At 64.2% G+C, this 21,077-nt stretch carries 16 protein-coding genes; 12 read left to right on the top strand and 4 right to left on the bottom strand.

Going from position 1 to position 21,077, the window contains the following annotated elements:
- Positions 1-2: 2 nt before the first annotated feature.
- The 3 genes from BR47_RS0110875 to BR47_RS32555 are packed head-to-tail and all read left to right on the top strand — an operon-like array spanning position 3 to position 4,156.
- Positions 3-1,457, top strand: coding sequence for an aldehyde dehydrogenase (locus BR47_RS0110875; protein ID WP_029119521.1), 1,455 nt, complete (start codon positions 3-5; stop codon positions 1,455-1,457).
- Between the two features lie 39 nt (positions 1,458-1,496).
- Positions 1,497-2,879, top strand: a complete 1,383-nt coding sequence (locus BR47_RS30260; protein ID WP_051634736.1) for an oxygenase MpaB family protein — start codon at positions 1,497-1,499, stop codon at positions 2,877-2,879.
- 47 nt (positions 2,880-2,926) lie between these two features.
- On the top strand, positions 2,927-4,156 hold the full coding sequence (locus tag BR47_RS32555; protein ID WP_029119520.1) for an NAD(P)/FAD-dependent oxidoreductase: 1,230 nt from the start codon (positions 2,927-2,929) through the stop codon (positions 4,154-4,156).
- A 4-nt stretch (positions 4,157-4,160) separates the two neighbouring features.
- On the opposite strand, the gene BR47_RS30255 is transcribed toward BR47_RS32555, so the two are convergent.
- The 4 genes from BR47_RS30255 to BR47_RS0110845 all read right to left on the bottom strand — a co-directional run bounded on the left by BR47_RS30255 (position 4,161) and on the right by BR47_RS0110845 (position 9,326).
- Positions 4,161-4,616, bottom strand: coding sequence for a hypothetical protein (locus tag BR47_RS30255; protein WP_036427101.1), 456 nt, complete (start codon positions 4,614-4,616; stop codon positions 4,161-4,163).
- A gap of 1 nt (position 4,617) precedes the next feature.
- Positions 4,618-6,168 carry an AMP-binding protein gene (locus BR47_RS0110855; protein ID WP_353582943.1) on the bottom strand — a complete coding sequence of 517 codons (1,551 nt, stop codon included), beginning with the start codon at positions 6,166-6,168 and terminating at the stop codon, positions 4,618-4,620.
- Positions 6,169-6,442: 274 nt separating this feature from the next.
- Complete coding sequence (locus tag BR47_RS0110850; RefSeq protein WP_081831259.1) at positions 6,443-8,314, bottom strand: GMC oxidoreductase; 1,872 nt, start codon at positions 8,312-8,314, stop codon at positions 6,443-6,445.
- A 337-nt stretch (positions 8,315-8,651) separates the two neighbouring features.
- The gene (locus BR47_RS0110845; RefSeq protein WP_081831258.1) at positions 8,652-9,326 is read right to left on the bottom strand and encodes a TetR/AcrR family transcriptional regulator; all 675 of its coding nucleotides are present in this window, start codon (positions 9,324-9,326) and stop codon (positions 8,652-8,654) included.
- Positions 9,327-9,591: 265 nt separating this feature from the next.
- Between BR47_RS0110845 and BR47_RS30250 the strand changes: the two genes are divergently transcribed.
- The 9 genes from BR47_RS30250 to BR47_RS0110800 all read left to right on the top strand — a co-directional run bounded on the left by BR47_RS30250 (position 9,592) and on the right by BR47_RS0110800 (position 20,913).
- Positions 9,592-10,725, top strand: coding sequence for an oxygenase MpaB family protein (locus tag BR47_RS30250; protein WP_081831272.1), 1,134 nt, complete (start codon positions 9,592-9,594; stop codon positions 10,723-10,725).
- A gap of 140 nt (positions 10,726-10,865) precedes the next feature.
- Positions 10,866-11,774, top strand: coding sequence for an oxygenase MpaB family protein (locus BR47_RS0110835; RefSeq protein WP_029119515.1), 909 nt, complete (start codon positions 10,866-10,868; stop codon positions 11,772-11,774).
- A complete protein-coding gene (locus BR47_RS30245) occupies positions 11,758-13,107 on the top strand; it encodes an oxygenase MpaB family protein (RefSeq protein ID WP_081831257.1) in 1,350 nt (449 codons plus the stop codon). Before BR47_RS0110835 ends, BR47_RS30245 begins: the two co-directional genes overlap by 17 nt.
- Positions 13,107-13,433, top strand: a complete 327-nt coding sequence (locus BR47_RS34130) for a 2Fe-2S iron-sulfur cluster-binding protein (RefSeq protein ID WP_353582945.1) — start codon at positions 13,107-13,109, stop codon at positions 13,431-13,433. Before BR47_RS30245 ends, BR47_RS34130 begins: the two co-directional genes overlap by 1 nt.
- 319 nt (positions 13,434-13,752) lie before the next feature.
- On the top strand, positions 13,753-15,066 hold the full coding sequence (locus tag BR47_RS0110820) for an SWIM zinc finger family protein (RefSeq protein ID WP_029119514.1): 1,314 nt from the start codon (positions 13,753-13,755) through the stop codon (positions 15,064-15,066).
- Positions 15,063-16,526 carry a DUF5691 domain-containing protein gene (locus tag BR47_RS0110815; RefSeq protein ID WP_029119513.1) on the top strand — a complete coding sequence of 488 codons (1,464 nt, stop codon included), beginning with the start codon at positions 15,063-15,065 and terminating at the stop codon, positions 16,524-16,526. Before BR47_RS0110820 ends, BR47_RS0110815 begins: the two co-directional genes overlap by 4 nt.
- The gene (locus BR47_RS0110810; RefSeq protein WP_029119512.1) at positions 16,519-17,610 is read left to right on the top strand and encodes an ATP-binding protein; all 1,092 of its coding nucleotides are present in this window, start codon (positions 16,519-16,521) and stop codon (positions 17,608-17,610) included. Before BR47_RS0110815 ends, BR47_RS0110810 begins: the two co-directional genes overlap by 8 nt.
- Complete coding sequence (locus tag BR47_RS0110805; RefSeq protein WP_231506691.1) at positions 17,607-19,787, top strand: DUF5682 family protein; 2,181 nt, start codon at positions 17,607-17,609, stop codon at positions 19,785-19,787. The genes BR47_RS0110810 and BR47_RS0110805 overlap by 4 nt, the downstream gene beginning before the upstream one ends.
- Entirely contained in the window at positions 19,780-20,913 is a 1,134-nt protein-coding gene (locus tag BR47_RS0110800) for a VWA domain-containing protein (protein ID WP_029119510.1), read from the top strand. Before BR47_RS0110805 ends, BR47_RS0110800 begins: the two co-directional genes overlap by 8 nt.
- The last annotated feature ends 164 nt before the right edge of the window (positions 20,914-21,077 follow it).

Raw genomic sequence — 21,077 nt, 5'->3', positions numbered from 1 at the left:
CCATGTCTTCTGAAGAGCATTGGTTCAACAGGCTGTACTTGTTCATCGACGGCCGATGGATGCCGGCGAAAAGCGGCGACATACGGGTCTCACGGGAAGCTGCCACCGAACTGGCGATCGGGCAGGCGGCTATCGGCGGGATCGCAGATATCGATGCGGCCGTGACTTCCGCACGTGCGGCATTCGATGAAGGATCGTGGGCGTCGTCGCGTGCCCAGGAGCGCGCCGCGGTCATGCGACGAATGGCCGATCAATTGCGCCGCACCGCAGCCACCGCTGTCGAATTGGTCTCGCGACAAAACGGTATGCCGCGACATGTTTCATCAGTTTTCAACGGCGAAGCACCGGCCGGGCTGCTCGACATGTACGCCGACATGATCGAAACCCACCCCACCGAATTCGAGGGAGGGAACGCCAACAGCATCATCCGATATGAGCCCGTCGGAGTCGTCGCGGCCATCACTCCATGGAACCTGCCGCTGTCGCTGGCCATGATGAAGATCGCACCCGCCCTGGCCGCCGGATGCACCATAGTGCTCAAGCCGTCACCTGAAACCGCCCTGGACTCTTACCTGTTCGCCGACGCGGCCATTGCCGCGGGGCTGCCACCGGGAGTACTCAATATCGTCGTCGGCGACCGGGATGCAGGCGCACACCTGGTGTCGCACCCAGGCATCGACAAGGTGGCGTTCACCGGCTCTACCGACGCAGGACGCGCGATCGCCGCCGAGTGCGGTCGACTCATACGCCGGGTCACCCTGGAGTTGGGCGGGAAATCAGCGGCCATCATCCTCGACGATGCCGACCTCGATCACTTCATCGGTAACCTCGGCAACACCACCTTCATGAACAACGGGCAGGTGTGCACCTCGCAGGCGCGCATCCTCGCACCGCGGTCCCGTTACGACGAGATCGTCGATGCCGTCGCCGGATATGTCCGCAGCATGACGGTCGGCAATCCACTTGACCCGGAGGTGACCTGCGGGCCGATGGTCAGCCGCCATCATCAACAGAAAGTGCTGGGCTACATCGAACACGGCAAGTCCAGTCGGGCGAGGCTGGTCGCCGGAGGCTCCGCCCACGACGGCCCCGGGTGGTTTGTCACGCCAACGCTGTTCGCCGACGTCGACAACTCCGACGTCATTGCCCGCGAAGAGATATTCGGGCCGGTGGCTGCCATCATCCCGTATACCTCTGAATCCGAGGCCATCGCCATCGCCAACGACAGCAATTACGGCCTCGGCGGGTCGGTGTGGACAGCCGACGAGGCGCACGGCCTAGACGTGGCTCACCAAATACGCACCGGCACAGTGGGTATCAACCACTATGCCTACGACCTCGGTGCACCCTTCGGCGGGATGAAAGACAGTGGCATCGGCCGCGAACTCGGCGTGCAAGGCCTGCACAACTACTTCGAAGTCAAGACGATCTACCGGCGTCCGGCCGACGCGAATTGAGCTGTTGCGCGGGTCTATTCCAAAAAGAACAGGAGCGACATGGCTGTCAAGGAAGTAACCGAGGCTACCGCGGGCGACTACCAGTACTACTACCGCCCAGGTCGAACCTTGCGGCCCATCCCTCCAGGAAAGGACGAGTTCTCCGACGAGTGGCTGTATCTGCGCAAGCTGCTGTTCGAGCCCTGGTTCAACGTCGAACGAGCCGTCACCGAAACGGACGCCACACGTCTTTTCGACGACCATCTTTGGCAGGGCGACGAACTCATGGATCCCATCGCCGAACTCTTCGTCGTGCAGGGCGCCGAAAAAACGCGGGCGCAGTTCGAGCAAGCACTGCTCGAAGGAGTCGAGGCAGTCGCCGATGCTCCCGATGCCCTGGTAAGGCTCTTCGACGAGGTGACGACGATCCCGGAGTGGTACAGCCAAAAGCGGGGCGAGCAGGGACGGCAACGTTTGCTCGGGTCCACCACCCCCGCATCACTGATGATGGCCTCTTTCGCCGTCTTCGACACGGTGCTCAACTCCGATGTGTCTGCCGCCACCGGTGCCACCGGGCGCTTCAAAACGGAGCCAACGAAACGATATGTGCAGACGGCGAAGTACTTCAGCGCGGTGCTGTTGGCCGACGCGGTCGGCCCGGGCACAGACGCATTCAGTACTGCGATGAGGGTGAGGCTCGTGCACGCATTGGCCCGGCGGGGACTGAAAGCCCGCTGGGGACAGGAACATTACGAACGGTTCGGCGATCCGATGCCAAACGCGGCCTTCTGCGGATTCATGGAATCAATGATGATCGCGGTGCTTGTTGATCATCGCTATGGCCGGCAGATCACCCGGGACGATCTCGATGACGTGTGGCATTTCCTGTCGTACTGGACCTGGCTGGCTGGGGTGTCGACCTATCTGCTGCCACGGTCATCGATGGAAGCCATGCGCAATCTGGATTATCTCCTGGCCCGCAACGGCCGGCCGTCGGAATGGCGGGCCGAGCTGTCCACAGCACTCGTCACAGGCATTCTCGGACGGCGCAACTGGCTGGGCGCCAACGTGGTGGCTTTCGTCTTCGCGGCCTCGGGTCGAGCGCTGATGGGGCCCGAGATGACAAAGCTGTTCTTCACCGACACACGTTGGGATGGTGCACCTTTCGAGGTTCCCGGACGGATTCTGACGGCATTGTGCGCGGTTGCCGCACGGGTTGCCTCAGTGCGCGATCGCGTACCGGGAGTCAACATCCTGCGGCGAGTCAATCGACTCAGCCCGCCGCACTACGTCATCACCGCGGGACAATGGGCATTCGAGTCAACCGCGCGGCGCGCCAGAATCTCCGCCGACTTCACCTACCACGACCACAGCACCTCGGGTAACGGCATCAAGCACCGCGAAGTGACCAACGACTCGGCCACACGCCTTGCGCAGCCATAGTTCTTCGCTTGCCTCACTGCGATCACCGGGCACCGCAGAAAAAGAACATGATGGCTGACAGCGTGGACACCCTCGTGGTCGGAGCGGGGCCGGCTGGTTCCGCAGCCGCCATCTGGGCTGCACGTGGCGGGCACACCGTCACCCTGGTGGATCGAGCACAGTTTCCGAGGGACAAGTGCTGCGGGGACGGCCTGACACCACGGGCCATCGCCGAACTCGACGCCCTCGGCGGCGGCGACTGGATACGAACACAGCGCTGTCAAACCGGCGTGGCACTAGCAATGTTCGGCCGAACATATGCGATGCCATGGCCTGGGGGTGCCTTTCCCGCATTGAGCGCGGTAGTCCCGCGCACGGTGCTCGATCACTGGCTGGTCCGTTGCGCCGTGGACTCCGGGGCCACAATGCTCAGCAAGGCCCGGGTTACCGACGTGATCCTGACTGACGGCAGAATTGCTGCGGTCGAGGTACAAGAAGGCAGCATTCGGCGTCGAATCGGTTGCCGCACAGTAATCGTCGCCGATGGCGCGGGATCGCCCGTCGGTAGCTTGTTGGGCCGACGCTGGCGGCGTGACAAGATGTATGCGGTGGCGGCGCGCTCGTATATGGAGTCACCGCTAGGTGACGGCGATGTTATGACCGTGACGTTTGGGGACGCCCTTACCGGCGCCCTGGTCACCGGATACGGGTGGCTTTTTCCCACTGGCGACGGGCTCGCCAACGTCGGCTACGGCCAGATCGTCACCGACAAGCTACCCCTTCCCGCCGCATCCCGTGCCATGCATGACCGCTTCATCGGCGAAATGCGGGACCGATGGCAGTTGCGCGGTGCACCGTTGAACTATGCGGCTGCTCCGCTATCGATCGGCGGCATGGTCACCGGCGTCGCCGGCCCCAACTGGATGTTGGTCGGGGACGCCGCGTGTGGCACCAACCCGGTGACCGGGGAAGGCATTGACTTCGCGCTGGAAAGCGGCCGCATGGCAGCCGAACTGCTCGGTGCCGTCGATGATTTCACTGCCGCATGGCCACGACGACTGACACGCGCTTACGGCCATTCACTGGCCGGCGAGCGGAAAATCACGCGGTTGATTTCTGAACACCCGAGACTGGCCGGCAGACTGGTTCCGCTGTTGATGTCCAGCGGGCGGCGAGGCCGATTTGTGCTGCGGACCGCGACCAATCTCATCGGGCAACACGATCGGGATGTGACCGCACGCATCCACGGCTCGGTCAACGCCATCGCACAGCGCAGCGAGCACCCCATGTTCCTATAGACGGCTACTGTTGGGGCCTCGGCGGTAGGCCCCGGTGACCTTCGCACTGGCGATGCAGCCTCGCCAGCGCGTCATCGACCGCTGCTACCTGAGCGGCGGCAGGCTGGTACTCGTTGGCAACGTCTTGCAGATCCGCCATGGCGTTCATCAGAGACCTGGTGTCAGTGCGAATATCTGGGCTGCCCCAGACATTCGGATACCAGAACGTCGCAGACGCCACCGTGTTGAGCTGGGGTATGACCTTCGTATAGAAGTCGTTCAGTCGGTCGGTGGCGAGCTGGTCGTTGCCAGTGCGCAAGGGTTCTGACACCACTGCAATGCGGGGCGCGTGGGTCTCCACCAGATCACACCAAGAATCGTAGGCGTGTGCTGCAGGGGAGCCGGCCACGAGCGCACCATAGACGCCGGTGGCCGACCAGGCCGCAGCCAGAAATATTCGTGAATTCACCATGGAGCCCACGTCATTCAACCATCTGGATTGGCGGAGATGGTCGGCTGTTGGCCACGTCGCGCAGTACGTGCTTCTGGATCTTGCCGGTGGCGTTCTTTGGCAGCTCGCCGAAAACGATTTCCTTCGGAGCCTTGAACCGTGCCAGCCTGCCACGGCAGAATTCGACGAGTTCCGCAGCCGTCAGCGAATCGCGACGACGGTCGACGAACGCGATCGGCACTTCGCCCCAGCGCACGTCAGCACGCGCCACCACGGCTGACTCGATCACATCGGGATGATCGTCGAGCACTCGCTCAACTTCCATCGAGGAAATGTTCTCACCGCCGGAAATGATGAAATCCTTTGCGCGGTCGCGTAATTCCAGATAACCATCGGGATGTACCACAGCGAGATCACCCGTCCGCAGCCAGCCATTCACGATAGCGGCATCGGTGGCCCCCTGGTCGAGGTAGTAGCCCAGCATCACAGTGTTTCCTCGAACGACGACCTCGCCAATTTCGCGGCCGTCGGCCTCGACCGGCGCTCCGTCCGGCCGGATCACCCGCGGCTGTTCAGAAACCAGATTGCCGATACCTTGGCGTGCACGCAGTGCACTGATCACGCTGTCGCTGAGCGCATTCCATTCCGGCTGCCACCAGTTGACGGCGATCGGCCCATATGTCTCGGTCATGCCGTAGAGATGGGTCACGTTCAGGCCCAGCGTCTCCATGCTGCGCAATATCGCCGGTGTCGGTGCTGCTCCCCCGGTGAAAACTGCAATCCCCCGCGGCAGCGGTTCCGCTGCGGGGTGCTCGGCGAGCATCGTCAGCACCGTGGGTGCTGCGCACAAATGTGTGATCCCCTCGCCGCGCAGCTGGTTCCAGATCGTCTCCGGGTCAACCGAGCGCACGCATACGTGCGTGGCACCGACGGCAGTCACCGCCCATGTGAAACACCAACCGTTGCAGTGGAACATCGGCAAGGTCCACAAATATCGTGTCTCCGGCGCCAGTCGAGCGTGGTAGGCCATGGCCAGCGCCTGAAGGTATGCGCCGCGATGGCTGTACATAACTCCTTTAGGCCAGCCAGTGGTCCCCGACGTGTAGTTGATTGCCAGCAGGCTCTGCTCGCCGTCGGCCAGTTCCCAGTCGCTGATATCGGCAGGTGTTGCGGCCCTCTGTGCAGTTGCATACGGCCCGGTCGGGCATTCGGCGTTGAGCACAGTGACGCTGCGGCCGACCGTGGCTTCCACTGCCAGCGCGTGATACTCGCTGGTTGCCACGAGCACCTTTGCGCCAGAATGGTCAAGGATCAGTCCTATCTCACCCGCGGACAGCCGGGTGTTCAGCGGCACCAGCACTGAGCCATGAACGGGCAGTGCATGGTGTAGTTCCAGCATGACGTGACTGTTGGAACACAGCGCGGCAAGCCGATCACCGCTGGACAGTCCCAATTCACTCAGCGCAGTCACAAGCTTGGCGACTCGGTTGGCCAACTGCGCGTATGTGAAACTCAGGGTGCCGTCCACGACTGCGGTTCGATTGGGGAAGACTGCCGCCGCGCGCGGCAGGAACGCCGCCACCGACAACCCTGTCGTCGAATGTAGCTGTGCCGGTAGCACGTTCACGTCCTTTCGCTTCTGAAATTGCACCGTGACCACGTATCGCGGGCCGACACCGCCTTCGCGCCTATTTCCAGGCAGCGTGATGGACCGGGCATCCGTACTTTTCGCCGTCGCACACTTCGCATGGGTCGCCGGAAACGATGCCGGTGGCGTCGCACTCTACGCAGACAGTTATCGCCCGGTCGCACTGCCGACAAGTTCCGGTGGGTGGGGTTGACACGTGGTGCTCCATTCAGGTTGTGGGACCGGTTTCGATGGTTGGATGCATCACTGCCGGCGCATGTGCCGTGACCGCGGGGTATTTGGCCTCGATGCTCGGCAACGGTTCGTACGGCTGGCCTTGAGCCGGCCGTGAGTCCGGCTGTCCTTTGTTCGGCCAGAACGACATTGCTCGCTCGGCTTGTGCGGTGATCGTCAGCGAGGGATTGACACCCGGGTTCGCGCTCACCGCAGACCCATCCGTCACATGCAGGCTTGGGTAACCCCAGACCCGGTGATAGGGGTCGATGACGCCCTCGGCCGGACTTTGCGATATGACGCAACCTCCGAGGTAGTGTGCGGTCAAGGTCACCCCCGTCAGATCGCTAACTGCGTTGCCGGCGTATCCCTCGAGTTTGGCGGCTGCTCGTTCGGTCACGTTGTTGGCCAAGGGGATCCAGGTCGGATTCGGCTCTCCTGCGCCTTGCTTGCTGGTGATATAACGCAGCGGTCCCCACCGTCGAAGGTATGTGGTGAGTGAGTTGTTGCGTTGTTGCATAGCCAACACGATGATCGATCGTTGAGCCCGCCGTCGAAAGCTGAAGAGCTGACGCATCGCCGCCGGGCGTTGCCGCACCTCACCAATCATGCTGCGCCACCGCGACTTCCCTTCACGCGCGGCGGAGAGCGGAACAAAGAGCGCACCGATCGCATTGAATCCCGGACCGAATCGGACGGGCTCGATATGTGTATCCGGCTCTGGGTAGAACGATGATGTGATGGCGATACCCGTCGACGTATCGTTGTCCGCCTCATACCGCGGCCTCGTCGCACAGAGGATCGACTCTGAATTCGTCCGAGTGATGTGCCCCAGCGCATCCGAAAGACCGGGTAAGTCTCCACGATCTTTGGCCCGGTGCAGCAGCCTTTGCGTGTTGTACGTGCCCGCGGCCACGATGACCTGGTCGGCAACGATGACACGACGATCGGCACGGACTGGTCCCCAAGACGCAGACCTGCGCGTGCTGAGCCGCCAGCCCGAGTCGCCCCGAGCAAGGCGCGTCACGGTGGTGCGGTCGATCACCACAGCACCTGCGCGCTCGGCGAGCCCCAGGTAGTTTTTGACCAGCGTGTTCTTGGCACCAACACGGCACCCCGTCATGCAGCAGCCACAGCCCGTGCACGCGGTCCGGGCAGGGCCCGAACCTCCGAAGAACGGATCCGTCGTCTTCTGTCCGGGTCGGCAACCGTTGTCCTCGTTACCGAAAAATACTCCGACCGGAGTAGGTGCAAACGTCTCGGTGGCACCCAGCTCGTCAGCGACTGCAGCCATCACCCGATCGCTGTACGTCCGGAGCGGATTGGTCACCACGCCCAGCATGCGTTCCGCCTGGTCATAGTGCGGCGCTAGTTCCTGCTCCCAGTCAGTGATGCCAACCCATTGAGGATCCCGGAAGAACGCACCCGGCGGCCGGTACAGAGTGTTCGCGTAGTTCAACGAGCCGCCTCCCACGCCTGCACCGGCGAGGACCCCCACGTTGCGCAGCAGGTGCACCCGATACAAACCAAACATCCCCAACCGGGGCATAAAGGCCAATTTGCCTAATTGCCAGGCAGATTGAGCGAAGTCCGCATCGGCGAATCGGCGGCCGGCTTCAATGACGCAGACCCGGTAGCCTTTCTCGGTCAATCGCAGGGCACTGACACTTCCGCCAAAGCCGGAGCCGATGATCGCAACATCGAATCGATCGGCCCGGGCGTTGAGCGGCCCCTCCGAGGCGCCCCGGTTGCCAGATGACTGTGTATAGGCCCCCCGCAACACCACCTGGGACGCTCCTATCCAGCAAAGACCGACGGGGAATCGCAACGCGTGCGTATCCCGGCAGCGTACAAAGATGTCCCACATGGGTCAACTATTCGTGCGGTTGCGGCGCCGAGGTTGCGCTAATGGGCCTGGGTCAACGGGCCGTGGCGCTCACGCGCTGATGCCGCGATTTGGCGGCTTACCCTCGAACCAACGGGCATCAGAGGACCGATGCGGCGTGCTCCTGGAACCGATCCATGCGACGTCGACGGTGGCCCGACACTCAGATGACAGGGGCGGACGACCTGGTGATCATCCCAATCATTCGCGGACTGTCCCGAGCAGATCCTTGAACGAACATTCACGCCGAGCACTCATGGGCACCAGCGGCATTGGGTCTTTCGAAACCGGATGGCCTTTGACCGCCGGCCGCCAGGCGTTACTGGGGCCCGACCGTACGCCATAGCGCGGCGGCACGCTCGTCGGCGCCGACGATGGATCGATTGAGCGCCATCAGATTCAGGACCGCGACGGCGGAGACGTCGGTGGCGGTCTCGACATCATCGCCCAATTCACCTGCGCTCCAGCGTTTTCCAAACTCAACCACAGCACCCTCAATCAGGGCAGCGACGATGGTGTCCCGCAGGGGAACCTGCGCCTTGTCGGGCGCAGGAGGGGAAATCAGTAGCCGGAACGCCGCAATGGCTTCGCGCCAACGATCGCGCAGACTCGGTTCCTCCAACGCAGCGAAGATCACCTGCCCGTGAGCGGGATTCTTGATCAGGAACGACAACGACGACCGGATCACCGTCCGCAGATTCTGTTCAGTGTTGCCGGCAGGATCGTGCCTCAACTTCTCAATGCCAGCATGCGTCATATCAGCGACGGCCGCGTCGAACATTGCAATGAGCAACGCTTCGCGAGAGTCAAAGCTCTCAGCGAAATAACGACGATGCACACCACTGTGTCGGCTCACTGCACGAATGGTGACCTCGTCCAACCCGCCCTCTGCGACGATCGAGAAGGCGGCGTCGAGAATCAGCTGCCGTCGCTGGCGGCTCCGCTCCGCTAGCGGTACACCGGCCCACCGGCTCCACGGATCCTCCACAGGCATGCGCTGATAGTACGGGGCGAGACCTCGCGCCCGTCACCATCCGGCTGACCGCCGTGAAGGATTCGATATCCCACGAAAGCGGCGGCGGCTGACCGTTGACGCTCGGGCCGGTCGACAACGGTGCCGATGTCCGAGTTTGCAGCACGGACAACACCGCGCAATCAAAGTTCGGCAAATGCAGGCGAATTAGTTGACCCGGGTGGTACCACAATTGTACGGTGACCATCACGCGGACGGCCCGTGCCCGCGATCGGAGGGATACGAGATGACCAAGGCTGTTGATTCGACGCATGCAGCGGATGCCGATACTGATGCTGACCTGCTGACCACTGCGCAGACCATCGGGAAGAATCACTACCCCGCCGGCATCCGGATCCCGGATCGCAGCAGCGACGACAGTCTTTCGCCTCGCGATCGGGCACAGTGCCCGGTTCCGCCGAATTCGTTGGTCTGGAAGTACCTCGGCGACTTGCGCATCCCCCTGTCCATGGGGCTCAGGATCGCGGTGATCGAGAACATGCACCCGCAACTGGGCCAAGGCGTGTCCGATCACTCCGTGCTATTCAGTGGCCAAGGAAACTTCCTCGAGCGCGGACGTCGGTCCGCGAAACCGATCCAAACGGTGGTGTACGGGGACCCGGAACAAGCACGCAAGGTCGGGATCCAGGTCCGCAATTTCCACAAGTCGATCAAGGGCGACATGCCCAACGGCCGCAAATACCATGCCATCAACGCCGAGACGTTCTACTGGGCCCACGCAACGTTCTTCGAGGCCATCTTCTGCGCCTCCGAACAGGGCGCGATGGCCAGGAAACTCACCCGAGCCGAGAAGGAACAAATCTTCGAAGAATCCAAAGAGTGGTTCTCGATGTACGGCGTCGACGACTCGGCGCAACCGGCCACTTATGACGAGTTCGAGCGCTATCTCGCCGACATCTTCCAGAACCAACTCGTGGCCAACGGCATGTCGGAAACCAGCACTACCCTGGCCGCACGCACCTTCAGCAACAAGAAGGTGACACGCGACATCGGACAAATCCAGGGTGTGCCCCAGTGGGTGGCGAATTACATCATCGGGCCTGCTCTGCCGTTGATAGGCGCCTATGTCCGGCTGACCACGCTAGGGTCGATGGGACCGCACCTGCGCGAACTCGGGAAGGCACGATGGTCCGAGCGCGATGAGCGGAACTATCGCCGCATCTGCACCACTTTTCGGGTACTGACCCGGTTTACCGACCGGTTTGTCCCCTACCGGCTGTACTACACGCCTGAGGCCGTTGCCGGATTCCGCCGCGCCGGCATTCACCCGCGTGACATCACACTGGAGTCGGCGCGCGCAGCCCTGGCCGCGCACCGCGCCGAATGGGCCCAACTTCCCGTTGACCGCAACAACGCATAGGCGCTCGAAATTTTGATGCTCGACGAAACAACCTGCGCACCCAGGCATCTGGCGAGACCGGTGCGCTGCGGCGCCGAAGTTGGCAGCAATGCGTCCGCGGTACTGTCCCGACAGTTCAGACCCGTACATGGAGGTAGGCAGTGACGGCTATCAACGGCGTTGCGCTCGACCAGCATTCGTTGCTGTGGCGCTGGGCAGGAGACATGCGCATCGCATTTGAAGGCGGTGCCGCTGGTCTGCTGCAGACGATGCACCCGGCGATCGGGTATGCGCTCATTGACCATTCCAACTTCTTCGAGGACCCAGTCGATCGCGTATTCCGTTCGCTACCTGGGATTCTCGGTACTGTCTACCGAGGCGATAGCGAGGCGCTGTCCACGGGCATCGACGTACGCGACTACCACCGCGATATCAAAGGCGATATGCCAGACGGTCGCCGCTATCACGCGCTGAGTCCGGAGACTTATTGGTGGGCGCACGCCACGTTCCAGCGCATGGTCGATCGTGTCGCAACATACTGGGACACCTATCCCCTAACGGACACCGAGTTTGAGCAGCTCTACCAGGAGGGCTGCCTCTGGTATCGCCGCTATGGCGTCAGCGACGCACCGATGCCCCCCGACCGGGCAGCGTTCGAAGCTGACATCGAGCGGTACTGCACCGACGTACTGGAGCCCAACCCGGCGTCGGACTACCTGATCGCCTTCATCAAACGCAGCGCCATCCCCGATATGAGCGCCTCGCCCTTTTTCCCGACGCCACCCGGTCTCGGCCCGGTAACCGACCGACTGCTGCCGCTACGCGCGACACGTACTGCGCTCGCTCCACCGATGCGGCTGACCATCTTTGGCGGCTTGCCCGAAGCCGTACGCGAGCGCTTCAAAATTCGATGGACGCGCACCGACGAGCGTGCATATCGCGCCATCCGCGCGACCGTCCGCCGCGGATGGCCACTCGTTCCGAGGCCGTGGCGCTGGCACGAGGAAGCCCGCAACGGCTGGGCACGCATCCAGACGTCCCCGAAGGAGCGAGATGACAACCGCCGGTGAACAAACCCGTGCAGCGCAGCACGAGAACAACTACTTCTACAGCCCGGGAACACAATTCCGGCCGCCGCCTCCGAGAGTGGCGTTCAACGACATCTGGTCGCCGCCCCGGCACGACATCTTGTCAAAGTGGATCAGCGACGTCGATGTCCATGACAGCCCGGTCCTGCCGCTGTTGAAGGACCACTTCTGGCAAGGCGATCCGTACATGGACCCGGTGGTCGAACATTTCCGATCGATCGGTATGGCAAAGGGACGCGCCATGCTCGATCGCGCACTCGACAACGGAATCGACGCAGTCCCCGAAGCACCGCCAGAACTTGTCGAATTGTTCCGGCACCTGGATAGCCCACCAGAGTGGTACGACGCCGAACTCTGGGAACGCGGCAGGCAACTGTGGAACAACACAAGCATGTCCGCGCGCGTCGCGATGGGCGTTCAGGACGCGATGGGCACGTTCGTCGGTTCTGAGGTCTCAACAGCGACGGGCATCACCGGACGATTCGTCGCTGACCTGGTCCGGCGTAACGCCGAAACTTCGCGCTGGTTTTACCAAGTGACCAAACCCAGTTCGCTGCAACGCTATTCCGCCGGTTTCAAGGAAACGATCCGCGTTCGGATGATGCATTCGCAGGTGCGCCTCGCGATCATGGACACCTGGAACGCCGAAGATTATGCGCAGCATGGCAATCCGATCAGCACCGCGATGACGATGATCGCCGGCACGACGTTCGGTCTCATTCCGATCCTGATCGACGACCGGTATGGGCGTGCGGCCACCTGGGATCAAATCGAAGCGGTCACGCACTACTGGTCCTACATCTGTTATGTGTTCGGCGTTGCGCCAGAGATCATTCCGCAGAACGCAACCGAAGCTCTTGCCGTCATGAACTACGGTGTGGCGACCGCGGGCGGGCCGACCAAGTGGACGTTGACCATGGTCAGTGCGGCGGTCGATAGCCTCGACCAGATGACCGGGTTCCGTGGCGCAGCAGCACGCGCCGCAGTCAGGCCGGCCATGGGTGTGGTGGCGTTCTTCAGCGGTGAGCCGCTCGTTCGCGCATTGCTGCGGGGCACCACCTATGAGCAGGTCAAACTCGAACCGTGGCGCACTCTAACCGGCCTCTTCGTACGTGCCGAAGTCGCGCTTCGTCGTTTCGGCGATACCCTGCCGGGGCGCGAGCTTCGGCGGAGGCGAGCAGCTCGACGCGGGGACACCTATGAACGCATCGCCGCCGCCTTTGCGCGTGCCCAAGCGCGAAAAGCCGGCATCGCAACGGACTACACCCAACACGATCGCCCCAAAGTCAGTGGGTGTCCGGTTTTGCACGGGTGATGAAATGGCCACGGCGAGTACGCAGCCGGAACGCCGCGTCCTCGCCGCGGAGACGGATCGGCGAAGCGTTCACCGTCGTCTTGGCGCGCTCCAGCCGCAGCGTTCCCGTCAGAGAAGACCAGTCGATTCTGGACGCACTTGAGAACGCCGGCGTCGCAGTACCGTCGGATTGCCGGTTCGGCGTCTGCGGAACCTGCGTTACAACGGTCGTCAGCGGCCACGTAGATCATCGAGACATGTGCTTGACGCAGCAAGCACGACTCAACTCGATGGCCATTTGCGTATCACGGGCCGACCAGGGCTCAACACTCAGTCTCGACCTGTGACGCGATGAACCAGCCACAGGGTTCATCGATTAGACCGTTCCAGATACGGGATATGCACGGGCCCTCCGATCACACGGTGGAGATGCTGGCCGAATTCTTCGGTGTCGAAATTGGGTACGGCGACACTGCCGGCGGCTATGCCCGCGCCGGCCGGCAGGCGCCGTGCCGGTTTTCAGATAGGGGCCGATTCTGGTGTCGGAGCGCGATGTGAAGTGCCTGCGCGGTCGGGGCGCCGCGGCCGAAGGTCTTCAACATGCGCACACGTCGGTCGATCTGGCTACGCTGGCAGCTGGGGTCGATACACATCTGAAGGGGCGGGGTGAACAACGGGGTGGACCAGAGCGCGGAATGGTCCGCCGACGAGGTTCGTCAGTTTGCCGGTAAGGCGTACGCGGCGGGCCAGAAACTCGCAGGCGCCGCCGGCTGGTCCGGCACCGGTGCCACCCAAACCTTGTTGTGGGGAGACTTCCAGGGCAGCGGGCGTACCCCATATCGCGTGCAGGTCAATCTGGTGGGCCCGACGTACAAGTGCTCGTGCCCGTCGCGGCAGTTCCCTTGCAAGCACGTAGTCGGTCTCCTGCTGCGCTGGTGCGGCGGCGGCGTCGACGCCTCGTCGGAGGCACCGGTGGGCGTTGTCGAGGCTTCCGCTGCTCCGAAAGCGCCGCGTGAGGTCAGCGAGAAAGCCATCGCGGCACGTGAGCACGGCGTGGGCGAGGGTCTGGAGCAGCTCCAGCGATGGATCGATGATCAGATCCGCAACGGCATCGCCGGTATCAGCGCCGATCCGTACGCCGGGTGGAGTGAGCCGATCGCCAAACGGATGATCGACGCCAAGGCCCCCGGCCTGGCGCGCTGGTTGCGCAGCCTGCCCGGCCATCTCGCGCACGACGAGTGGCCGAGGTTGATCATCGAGGATCTCGGCCTGATCCGGCTGCTGATCGACGCGTACCGCACCATCGACGCGCTGCCCGACGAGACTGCCGCCGCGGTGCGCCGCCACATCGGATTCACGGTGCCGCGGGCCGAGGTGCTGGCCTCCGACCCGATCGATGACACGTGGCAGGTCCTCGGCTACGCCGAGACCTTGGAGGACCGGTACACCACCCGACGAATGTGGTTGAGCGGCACAGCCACCGGGCTCCTCGTCAACGTGCAGTCCACCGCGCCGAGCGGGTCGAGCTTCGACAACCGGCTCACCCCCGGACGGGAATTCGCCGGCGGCGTCCACCTGTATCCCGGTGGCCCGTCGAGCTTCCGCGTCGCAATCCCCGATGGCGACGTCCCGACCGAACCCATCGCGCGACTCGCGGTGGCAGGCACCGGGATCGATTCGGCACTGGCCGGACGAGCCCGCGCACTGACGGTCGACCCGTGGCTGCTGCGGTACCCCGCAGTCATCGCCGCGCGGCCCGTCCAACTCAGCAGACCCAGACGCCGCTACCTCGTGGATGCCGATGGCTGCGCGCTACCAGCGATATGTGACGACGCCCGCTGGGCACGGCTGCTGGCCGGAAGCGGTGGGCGGCTAGTGCCGCTGCTGGCCGAGATCACCACGGAGGGAATCGATCCGCTGTCGATGTTGAGTGACACCCCGCCATCGCGTCTGACCGGACCGGCGGTGACCGCACTATGAGCGATTACCAGCGGATGATCTCCGCGGCCACCGTGGGGTTCGGCGCGAAACCCTTACCCGACAGCACATTCGATGCTCCGGTCGACGGCAGCGTCGCTGCGGTGTTCGACGCCGACGACCCGGTGGGGTCGGTGGTGCGGGTGGCCGGTCTCTACGCGGTCGGCCGGCGGGCCGGGCAGTTGCCGATCTCCGTCGAGACGGTCACCGATTCCGCACCACCGGAGACCCGGCCGCTGATCACCACTGCGCACGCCTTCCTCATCGAACGGGCGCTCACGATCCGGCCTATCCTTCACGGCGTCCTGGCCGACATCGCCGCGGCGGGCCTGCGCCTGCCGCCGCGGCTCATCCCCGAACTGTTGCGGATCCAGCAGAGCGGCGTTGTGACACAGGAACTCTGGGAGGCGATCGGCAACAGTGGCCAGTGGTACGCCGTCGAACACTACGGCCGCGGACATCGCACGCTGCGTGATGTTCTGCGAACCCCGCTCGCCGAGTGGCCCAAGGAAGCCGACTACACCCACGGCGACACCACCAAACGCCTCGACTGGCTCGCCGCCGCGCGCAGCCTCGATCCGGACCGGGCCCGCGACCTCGTCGCAGCCCACTGGGCGGCCGAGGACGCCGAGTCCCGCGCGGCCCTTTTGGGAGCCTTCGCATCGCCCGAACACGACGCCGACGAGCCGTTCCTCGAAGCCGCGCTCGACGACCGCGCCGTCACCGTACGCAGTGCTGCCATCGCTGTCCTCGGCGCACGGGCCCGCAGCCGATACCTCGACCGAATGAAAGGCCGAGCCGCCCATATCTTCTCGGTCAAGAAGTCGTTGCTCGGGGTGAAGCTCGTCGTGCATCCACTACCTGCCCCCGACGCGGCGGCGATTCGTGACGGGCTGAGCACCACCGAACCCGAAGCCGTGGTCGCGCGCACGCCGATCGCATTTTGGGCCGAGATCTTCGGTGCGGTGGCACCGGAGAAGGTGGCCCGTGCGCTGTCCGACACCGATCAGGCCGTGCTGGCCGCGTTGACGCTCAGCGCGCTGCGCGGCAACGACCCCGGGTGGGCCGTGCCGCTATTACAGCGTTGTCTGCCCGCCGACTACGCCACCTGCTACGACCCGTCCACCGCTCATCCGGCCATCTCCGCCGAGATGATCCGCGCGCTCACCAACATCGCGGAGACCGCGCCGCTTGTGCGCGTGGCAGCGGCATTGCCGCGACCGTTCGCTCCGGACGTTGCCGCCGCGTTGTTCGGATCCCTAGCCGGAGCCGCCTGGGGCACGACACGGCAACGCCGCGAAGCCGCCGCGCATCTCGCCGCCGGGTACCCGCTGGACTGGCTTCAGCGCATCGCGACGCTCGTCGACCACACCACAGACGAGGAACTGCACAAGTTCTACGCCACCATCTTCGAACTGCTCACCCTGCGATCCGATATTGCGAAGGAACTCACTCATGACTGAAGCGACCCTGCTGCGTCCGCACGCCGAGCAGCTGTTCGCCACGGAGCTCGCGGCCTTGCGCGCCGCAGACGACAAGCCTGCGCCGCCGAACTGGCTGATGTCGCCGCAGGCCGTCGTGCGCTACCTGCTGGGCGGGGAAACCGTTGACGGAGTGGAGATCACCCCGAAGTACATCGGACCCAGGCGGATCATCGAGGTGGCTGTGGCGACACTGGCCACCGACCGGGCGCTGCTGCTGCTCGGTGTGCCCGGCACCGCCAAGACCTGGGTGTCGGAACATCTCGCCGCAGCCGTGACCGGGAACTCGACCCTGCTGGTGCAGGGCACCGCGGGCACCGTCGAGGAAGCCGTGCGATACGGCTGGAACTATGCCCGGCTGATCGCCGAGGGCCCGTCAGAGCAGGCCCTGGTCCCGTCACCGATCATGACCGCGATGCGGGCCGGCAAAATCGCCCGTCTCGAAGAACTCACGCGAATTCCGTCGGAGGTGCAGGACGCACTCATCACGGTGCTGTCCGAAAAGACGCTGCCCATACCCGAACTCGGTAGCGAGGTGCAGGCAACGCAGGGGTTCAACGTGATCGCGACGGCCAACGACCGTGACCGCGGAGTCAACGACCTGTCGTCCGCGCTGCGGCGCAGGTTCAACACCGTGGTCCTCCCACTCCCCGCAAGCCTCGACGACGAGGTGGAGATCGTTACGCGCCGGGTAGCCGACATCAGCGGTTCGCTGCAGCTTCCCGCGGTACCGACCTCGGCCGACGAAATCCGCCGGGTGGTCACGGTTTTCCGCGAACTGCGCTCGGGTCTGACCGCCGACGGCCGCAACAAGCTCAAGCAGCCATCGGGCACCCTGTCCACCGCCGAGGCGATCTCGGTGGTCACCCAGGGCATCGCGATGTCGGCACACTTCGGCGACGGCGTGCTCCGGCCGGCCGATACCGCGGCCGGCATCGTCGGTGCGGTCGTGAAGGATCCGGTCAACGACGCGGTCGTGTGGCTGGAATACCTCGAGGCAGTGGTTCGTGAACGCGACGGCTGGGCCGACTTCTACCGGGCATCACGGGACGTCCTGCACTCGTGACCACCCACGTCCTGGGTATCCGGCACCACGGTCCCGGGTCTGCGCGAGCCGTGGTGGCCGAGCTCGACCGCATCCAGCCGGACATCGTGGTCATCGAAGGACCGGCCGATGCGGACCGGCTCACCACCGACGTCGACGACGACGCCATGGTGCCGCCGGTCGCGATCATGGCCTACGCGGTCGATGACCCTGCGGTGTCGGCATTCTGGCCATTCGGTGGTTTTTCGCCCGAGTGGCAGGCGCTGCTGTGGGCCGCCCGCCACCGGGTGCCGGTGCGGTTCTGCGATCTGCCCGCTGCCACCGTGCTGGCCCAGCGCGACGAGCGGCATGCGGACGTATCACGGGTCCGAGTCGACCCGATCGCGGCGCTCGCCGACGCCGCAGGCTACGACGATCCCGAACGCTGGTGGGATGATGTGGTCGAATCTCGCACGGACGGAAGCGGTTTCGACGCGATCACCGAGGCCATGCGGACGGTACGGGAACTCGAACCCGCTGAGGACGACCTGATCGAGCATCAGCGCGAAGCACACATGCGTCAGGTGATCCGCAAAGCCGTCAAGGAGTTCTCGACGGTGGTCGTGATCTGTGGGGCGTGGCACGCACCGGCCTTGGTCGGGAAACTGCCTCCGGCAAGCGGGGATTCGGCTTTGCTGCGCGGGCTGCCCAAGGTCAAGTCCGCGACGGTGTGGGTGCCGTGGACGCATTCGCGGCTGGCCGCGGCGTCTGGCTATGGCGCGGGTGTCCGCTCGCCCGGCTGGTATCAGCACGCGTTCCTTGAGCGAGAACGTCCGGTCGAGACCTGGCTCACGCTGGCGGCCAGGGCATTACGCGACCATGACATCTTCGTCTCCTCGGCCCATGTCATCGAAGGAGTGCGGCTGGCGAACGCGCTGGCCGCGATGCGGGGCCGCGCCCATCCCGGTTTGAGTGAGGTCAACGAAGCCACCGAGGCCGTGTTGTGCGAGGGATCCGACACCCAGTTCGGGCTGATCGTGCGCGAGCTGGTGATCGGTGAACGGCTTGGCAGCATTCCCGAACATCTGCCGATGGTCCCGCTGCTCGCCGATATCACCAAACAACAGAAGTCCTTGCGCCTCAAACCCGATGCCACTGCCAAGCAGGTCACCCTCGACCTGCGAAAGCCCAATGACCTTGCCAAATCGCATCTGCTGCACCGGCTCACCGCGCTCGACATTCCGTGGGGCAAACCCGAGACAATCACCGGGCAGGGCACGTTCAAGGAAGCCTGGGCACTGCAATGGCAGCCCGAATTCGCCGTGCAGGTCGTGGTGTCGTCGGTGTGGGGCAACACGGTGTACCGCGCCTGCAAGGCCAAATTGGCCGACACCGCCGAGAAGGCAACGCATCTGGGATACGTCACCGCGGCGATCGAGGCCGCTCTGCTCGGCGGAGTCGACGAGGCAGTCCCGGAACTGCTCGCGATCCTGGAGAACAAGGCCGCCGTCGACCGCGACCTCACCGAACTCATGGCGGCGCTGCCCGCGCTGGCCCGATCACTGCGCTACGGCGACGTGCGCCGCACCGACGCGGGTGCGCTCGGAGTGGTCACCACGTCTCTGCTGCGCCGTGTCAACGTCGGGCTGCCCGCGACGCTGACCGGGCTCGGCCCGGATGCGGCCGCCGAGATGCTCGCCCACATCAATGCGGTCACCAACACCGTCGACCTGCTCGACGCCGGAACCCGCGAGGAATGGCTGTCCACCATCGCGCGTCTGGCCGATCGCGACGATCTGCACAGCAGCCTGGTTGGCCGGTTCGTCCGGATCGGTGTCGACGGAGCGGTGTTCACCACCACCGAAGCCGCGCGGCGCATGCGCCGCGCCTTGAGCATCGGCGCGCCTGCCGATGAGAAGTCCGCCTGGATCGAAGGTTTCCTGTCCGGCAGCGGTCTGCTGCTGGTACATGACACAGAGCTGCTCTCCGTGATCGATGAATGGCTGACCGGTTTGACGGCAACGGAATTCACCGATGTGCTGCCGCTGGTACGTCGCACCTTCTCCACATTCGACGCCGGCATCAAACGCAACATCGGGCATGCGGTGGCCACTGCAAGCGCCACTGCTCACACCGAATTCGCCATCGACGCCACTCGCGCCCGCCCTGCGGTGATCGCGGCGGCGGCCATCTTCGCACGAGGTATCGCCCATGACTGACGAGACCATCTCCGACGAACGGGACCGCCGATGGCGGCTCGTGCTGGGCTCGGACGCGGAGTCACTGCCGAGCCTGCAAGGCGGTGACGTCGAGATGGACAAGGCATTGTCGGCGCTCTATGACCGCAAAGGCGGACTCGGCGGTTCGGCCCCGTCAGTGGCGCGATGGTTGGGAGATATTCGAAAGTACTTTCCCAGCACGGTGGTTCAGGTCATGCAGCAGGATGCCGTCGAACGGCTCAACCTGCGCATGCTGCTGCTCGAACCGGAGATGATGGACAGCGTTGTACCGGACCTGTCGTTGGCCACCACGCTCATCACGCTGGGGCAGGCCATTCCCGACGAGTCGAAGGCGTCGGCCCGGGCCCTGGTCCGCAAGGTCGTCGAGGACATCGAGCGGCGCATCGCCGACGGCACCCGCGCCACACTGCGCGGGGCACTGTCGCGCAATGCCCGCACCAGCAGGCCGCTGGCCTCCGACATCGACTGGAACCGCACCATCGCGCGAAACCTGAAAACGTTTCAGCCCGAGCTGAATACGATCATCCCCGAACGGCTGGTCGGGTTCCGCCGTGCCGGCCGCTCGGTGACCAAGGACATCGTGCTGGCCATCGACCAGTCCGGTTCGATGGCCGAATCGATTGTGTACTCCGCGATTTTCGGCGCGGTGATCGCCTCGATGCGGTCGCTCCGGACGTCGCTCGTCGTGTTCGACACCGAAATCGTCGACCTCACCGGCCTCCTCGACGATCCCATCGACGTGCTGTTCGGCACCCAGCTCGGCGGCGGCACCGACATCAACCGGGCCATCGCGTACTGCCAGACTCTGATCACGCGCCCGGCCGACAGCATTTTCGTGCTGATCTCCGACCTCTACGAGGGCGGCATCCGCGACGAGATGCTGGCCCGCGTCAAACAACTCGTCGACGCGGGCGTTCAGGTGGTCGTGCTGCTGGCACTGTCCGATTCGGGCGCACCGTCATTCGATCGGGAGATCGCCGCCGACCTGGCCACGATGGACATCCCCGCGTTCGCCTGCACGCCCGACGCGTTCCCCGAACTGCTGGCGCTGGCCATCAACAAGGGCGACATCCGCGGCTGGGCAGACCGACAAGGCCTCAGCTGACATCTACAGGGACTGAGCACCGCGGCTACACGGAATGACACCCGGCATCCAAAGGCGTCCGCTGGAACCGGTCGGTCTCGTTCCCCACCGTTGTTTCGGTGATCAGAACCAATCGAGCCATGCCTCTGCCAATATCGGGCCCGTGAGATTGGAGGCAGGGTACG

The sequence above is a fragment of the Mycobacterium sp. UNC410CL29Cvi84 genome (genome assembly GCF_000686745.1).
GTDB classification, from domain to species: Bacteria; Actinomycetota; Actinomycetes; order Mycobacteriales; family Mycobacteriaceae; genus Mycobacterium; species Mycobacterium mucogenicum_B.
The sequence above is the reverse complement of the archived record's forward strand: the minus strand, read 5'-3'. Positions and strand labels throughout refer to the sequence as shown.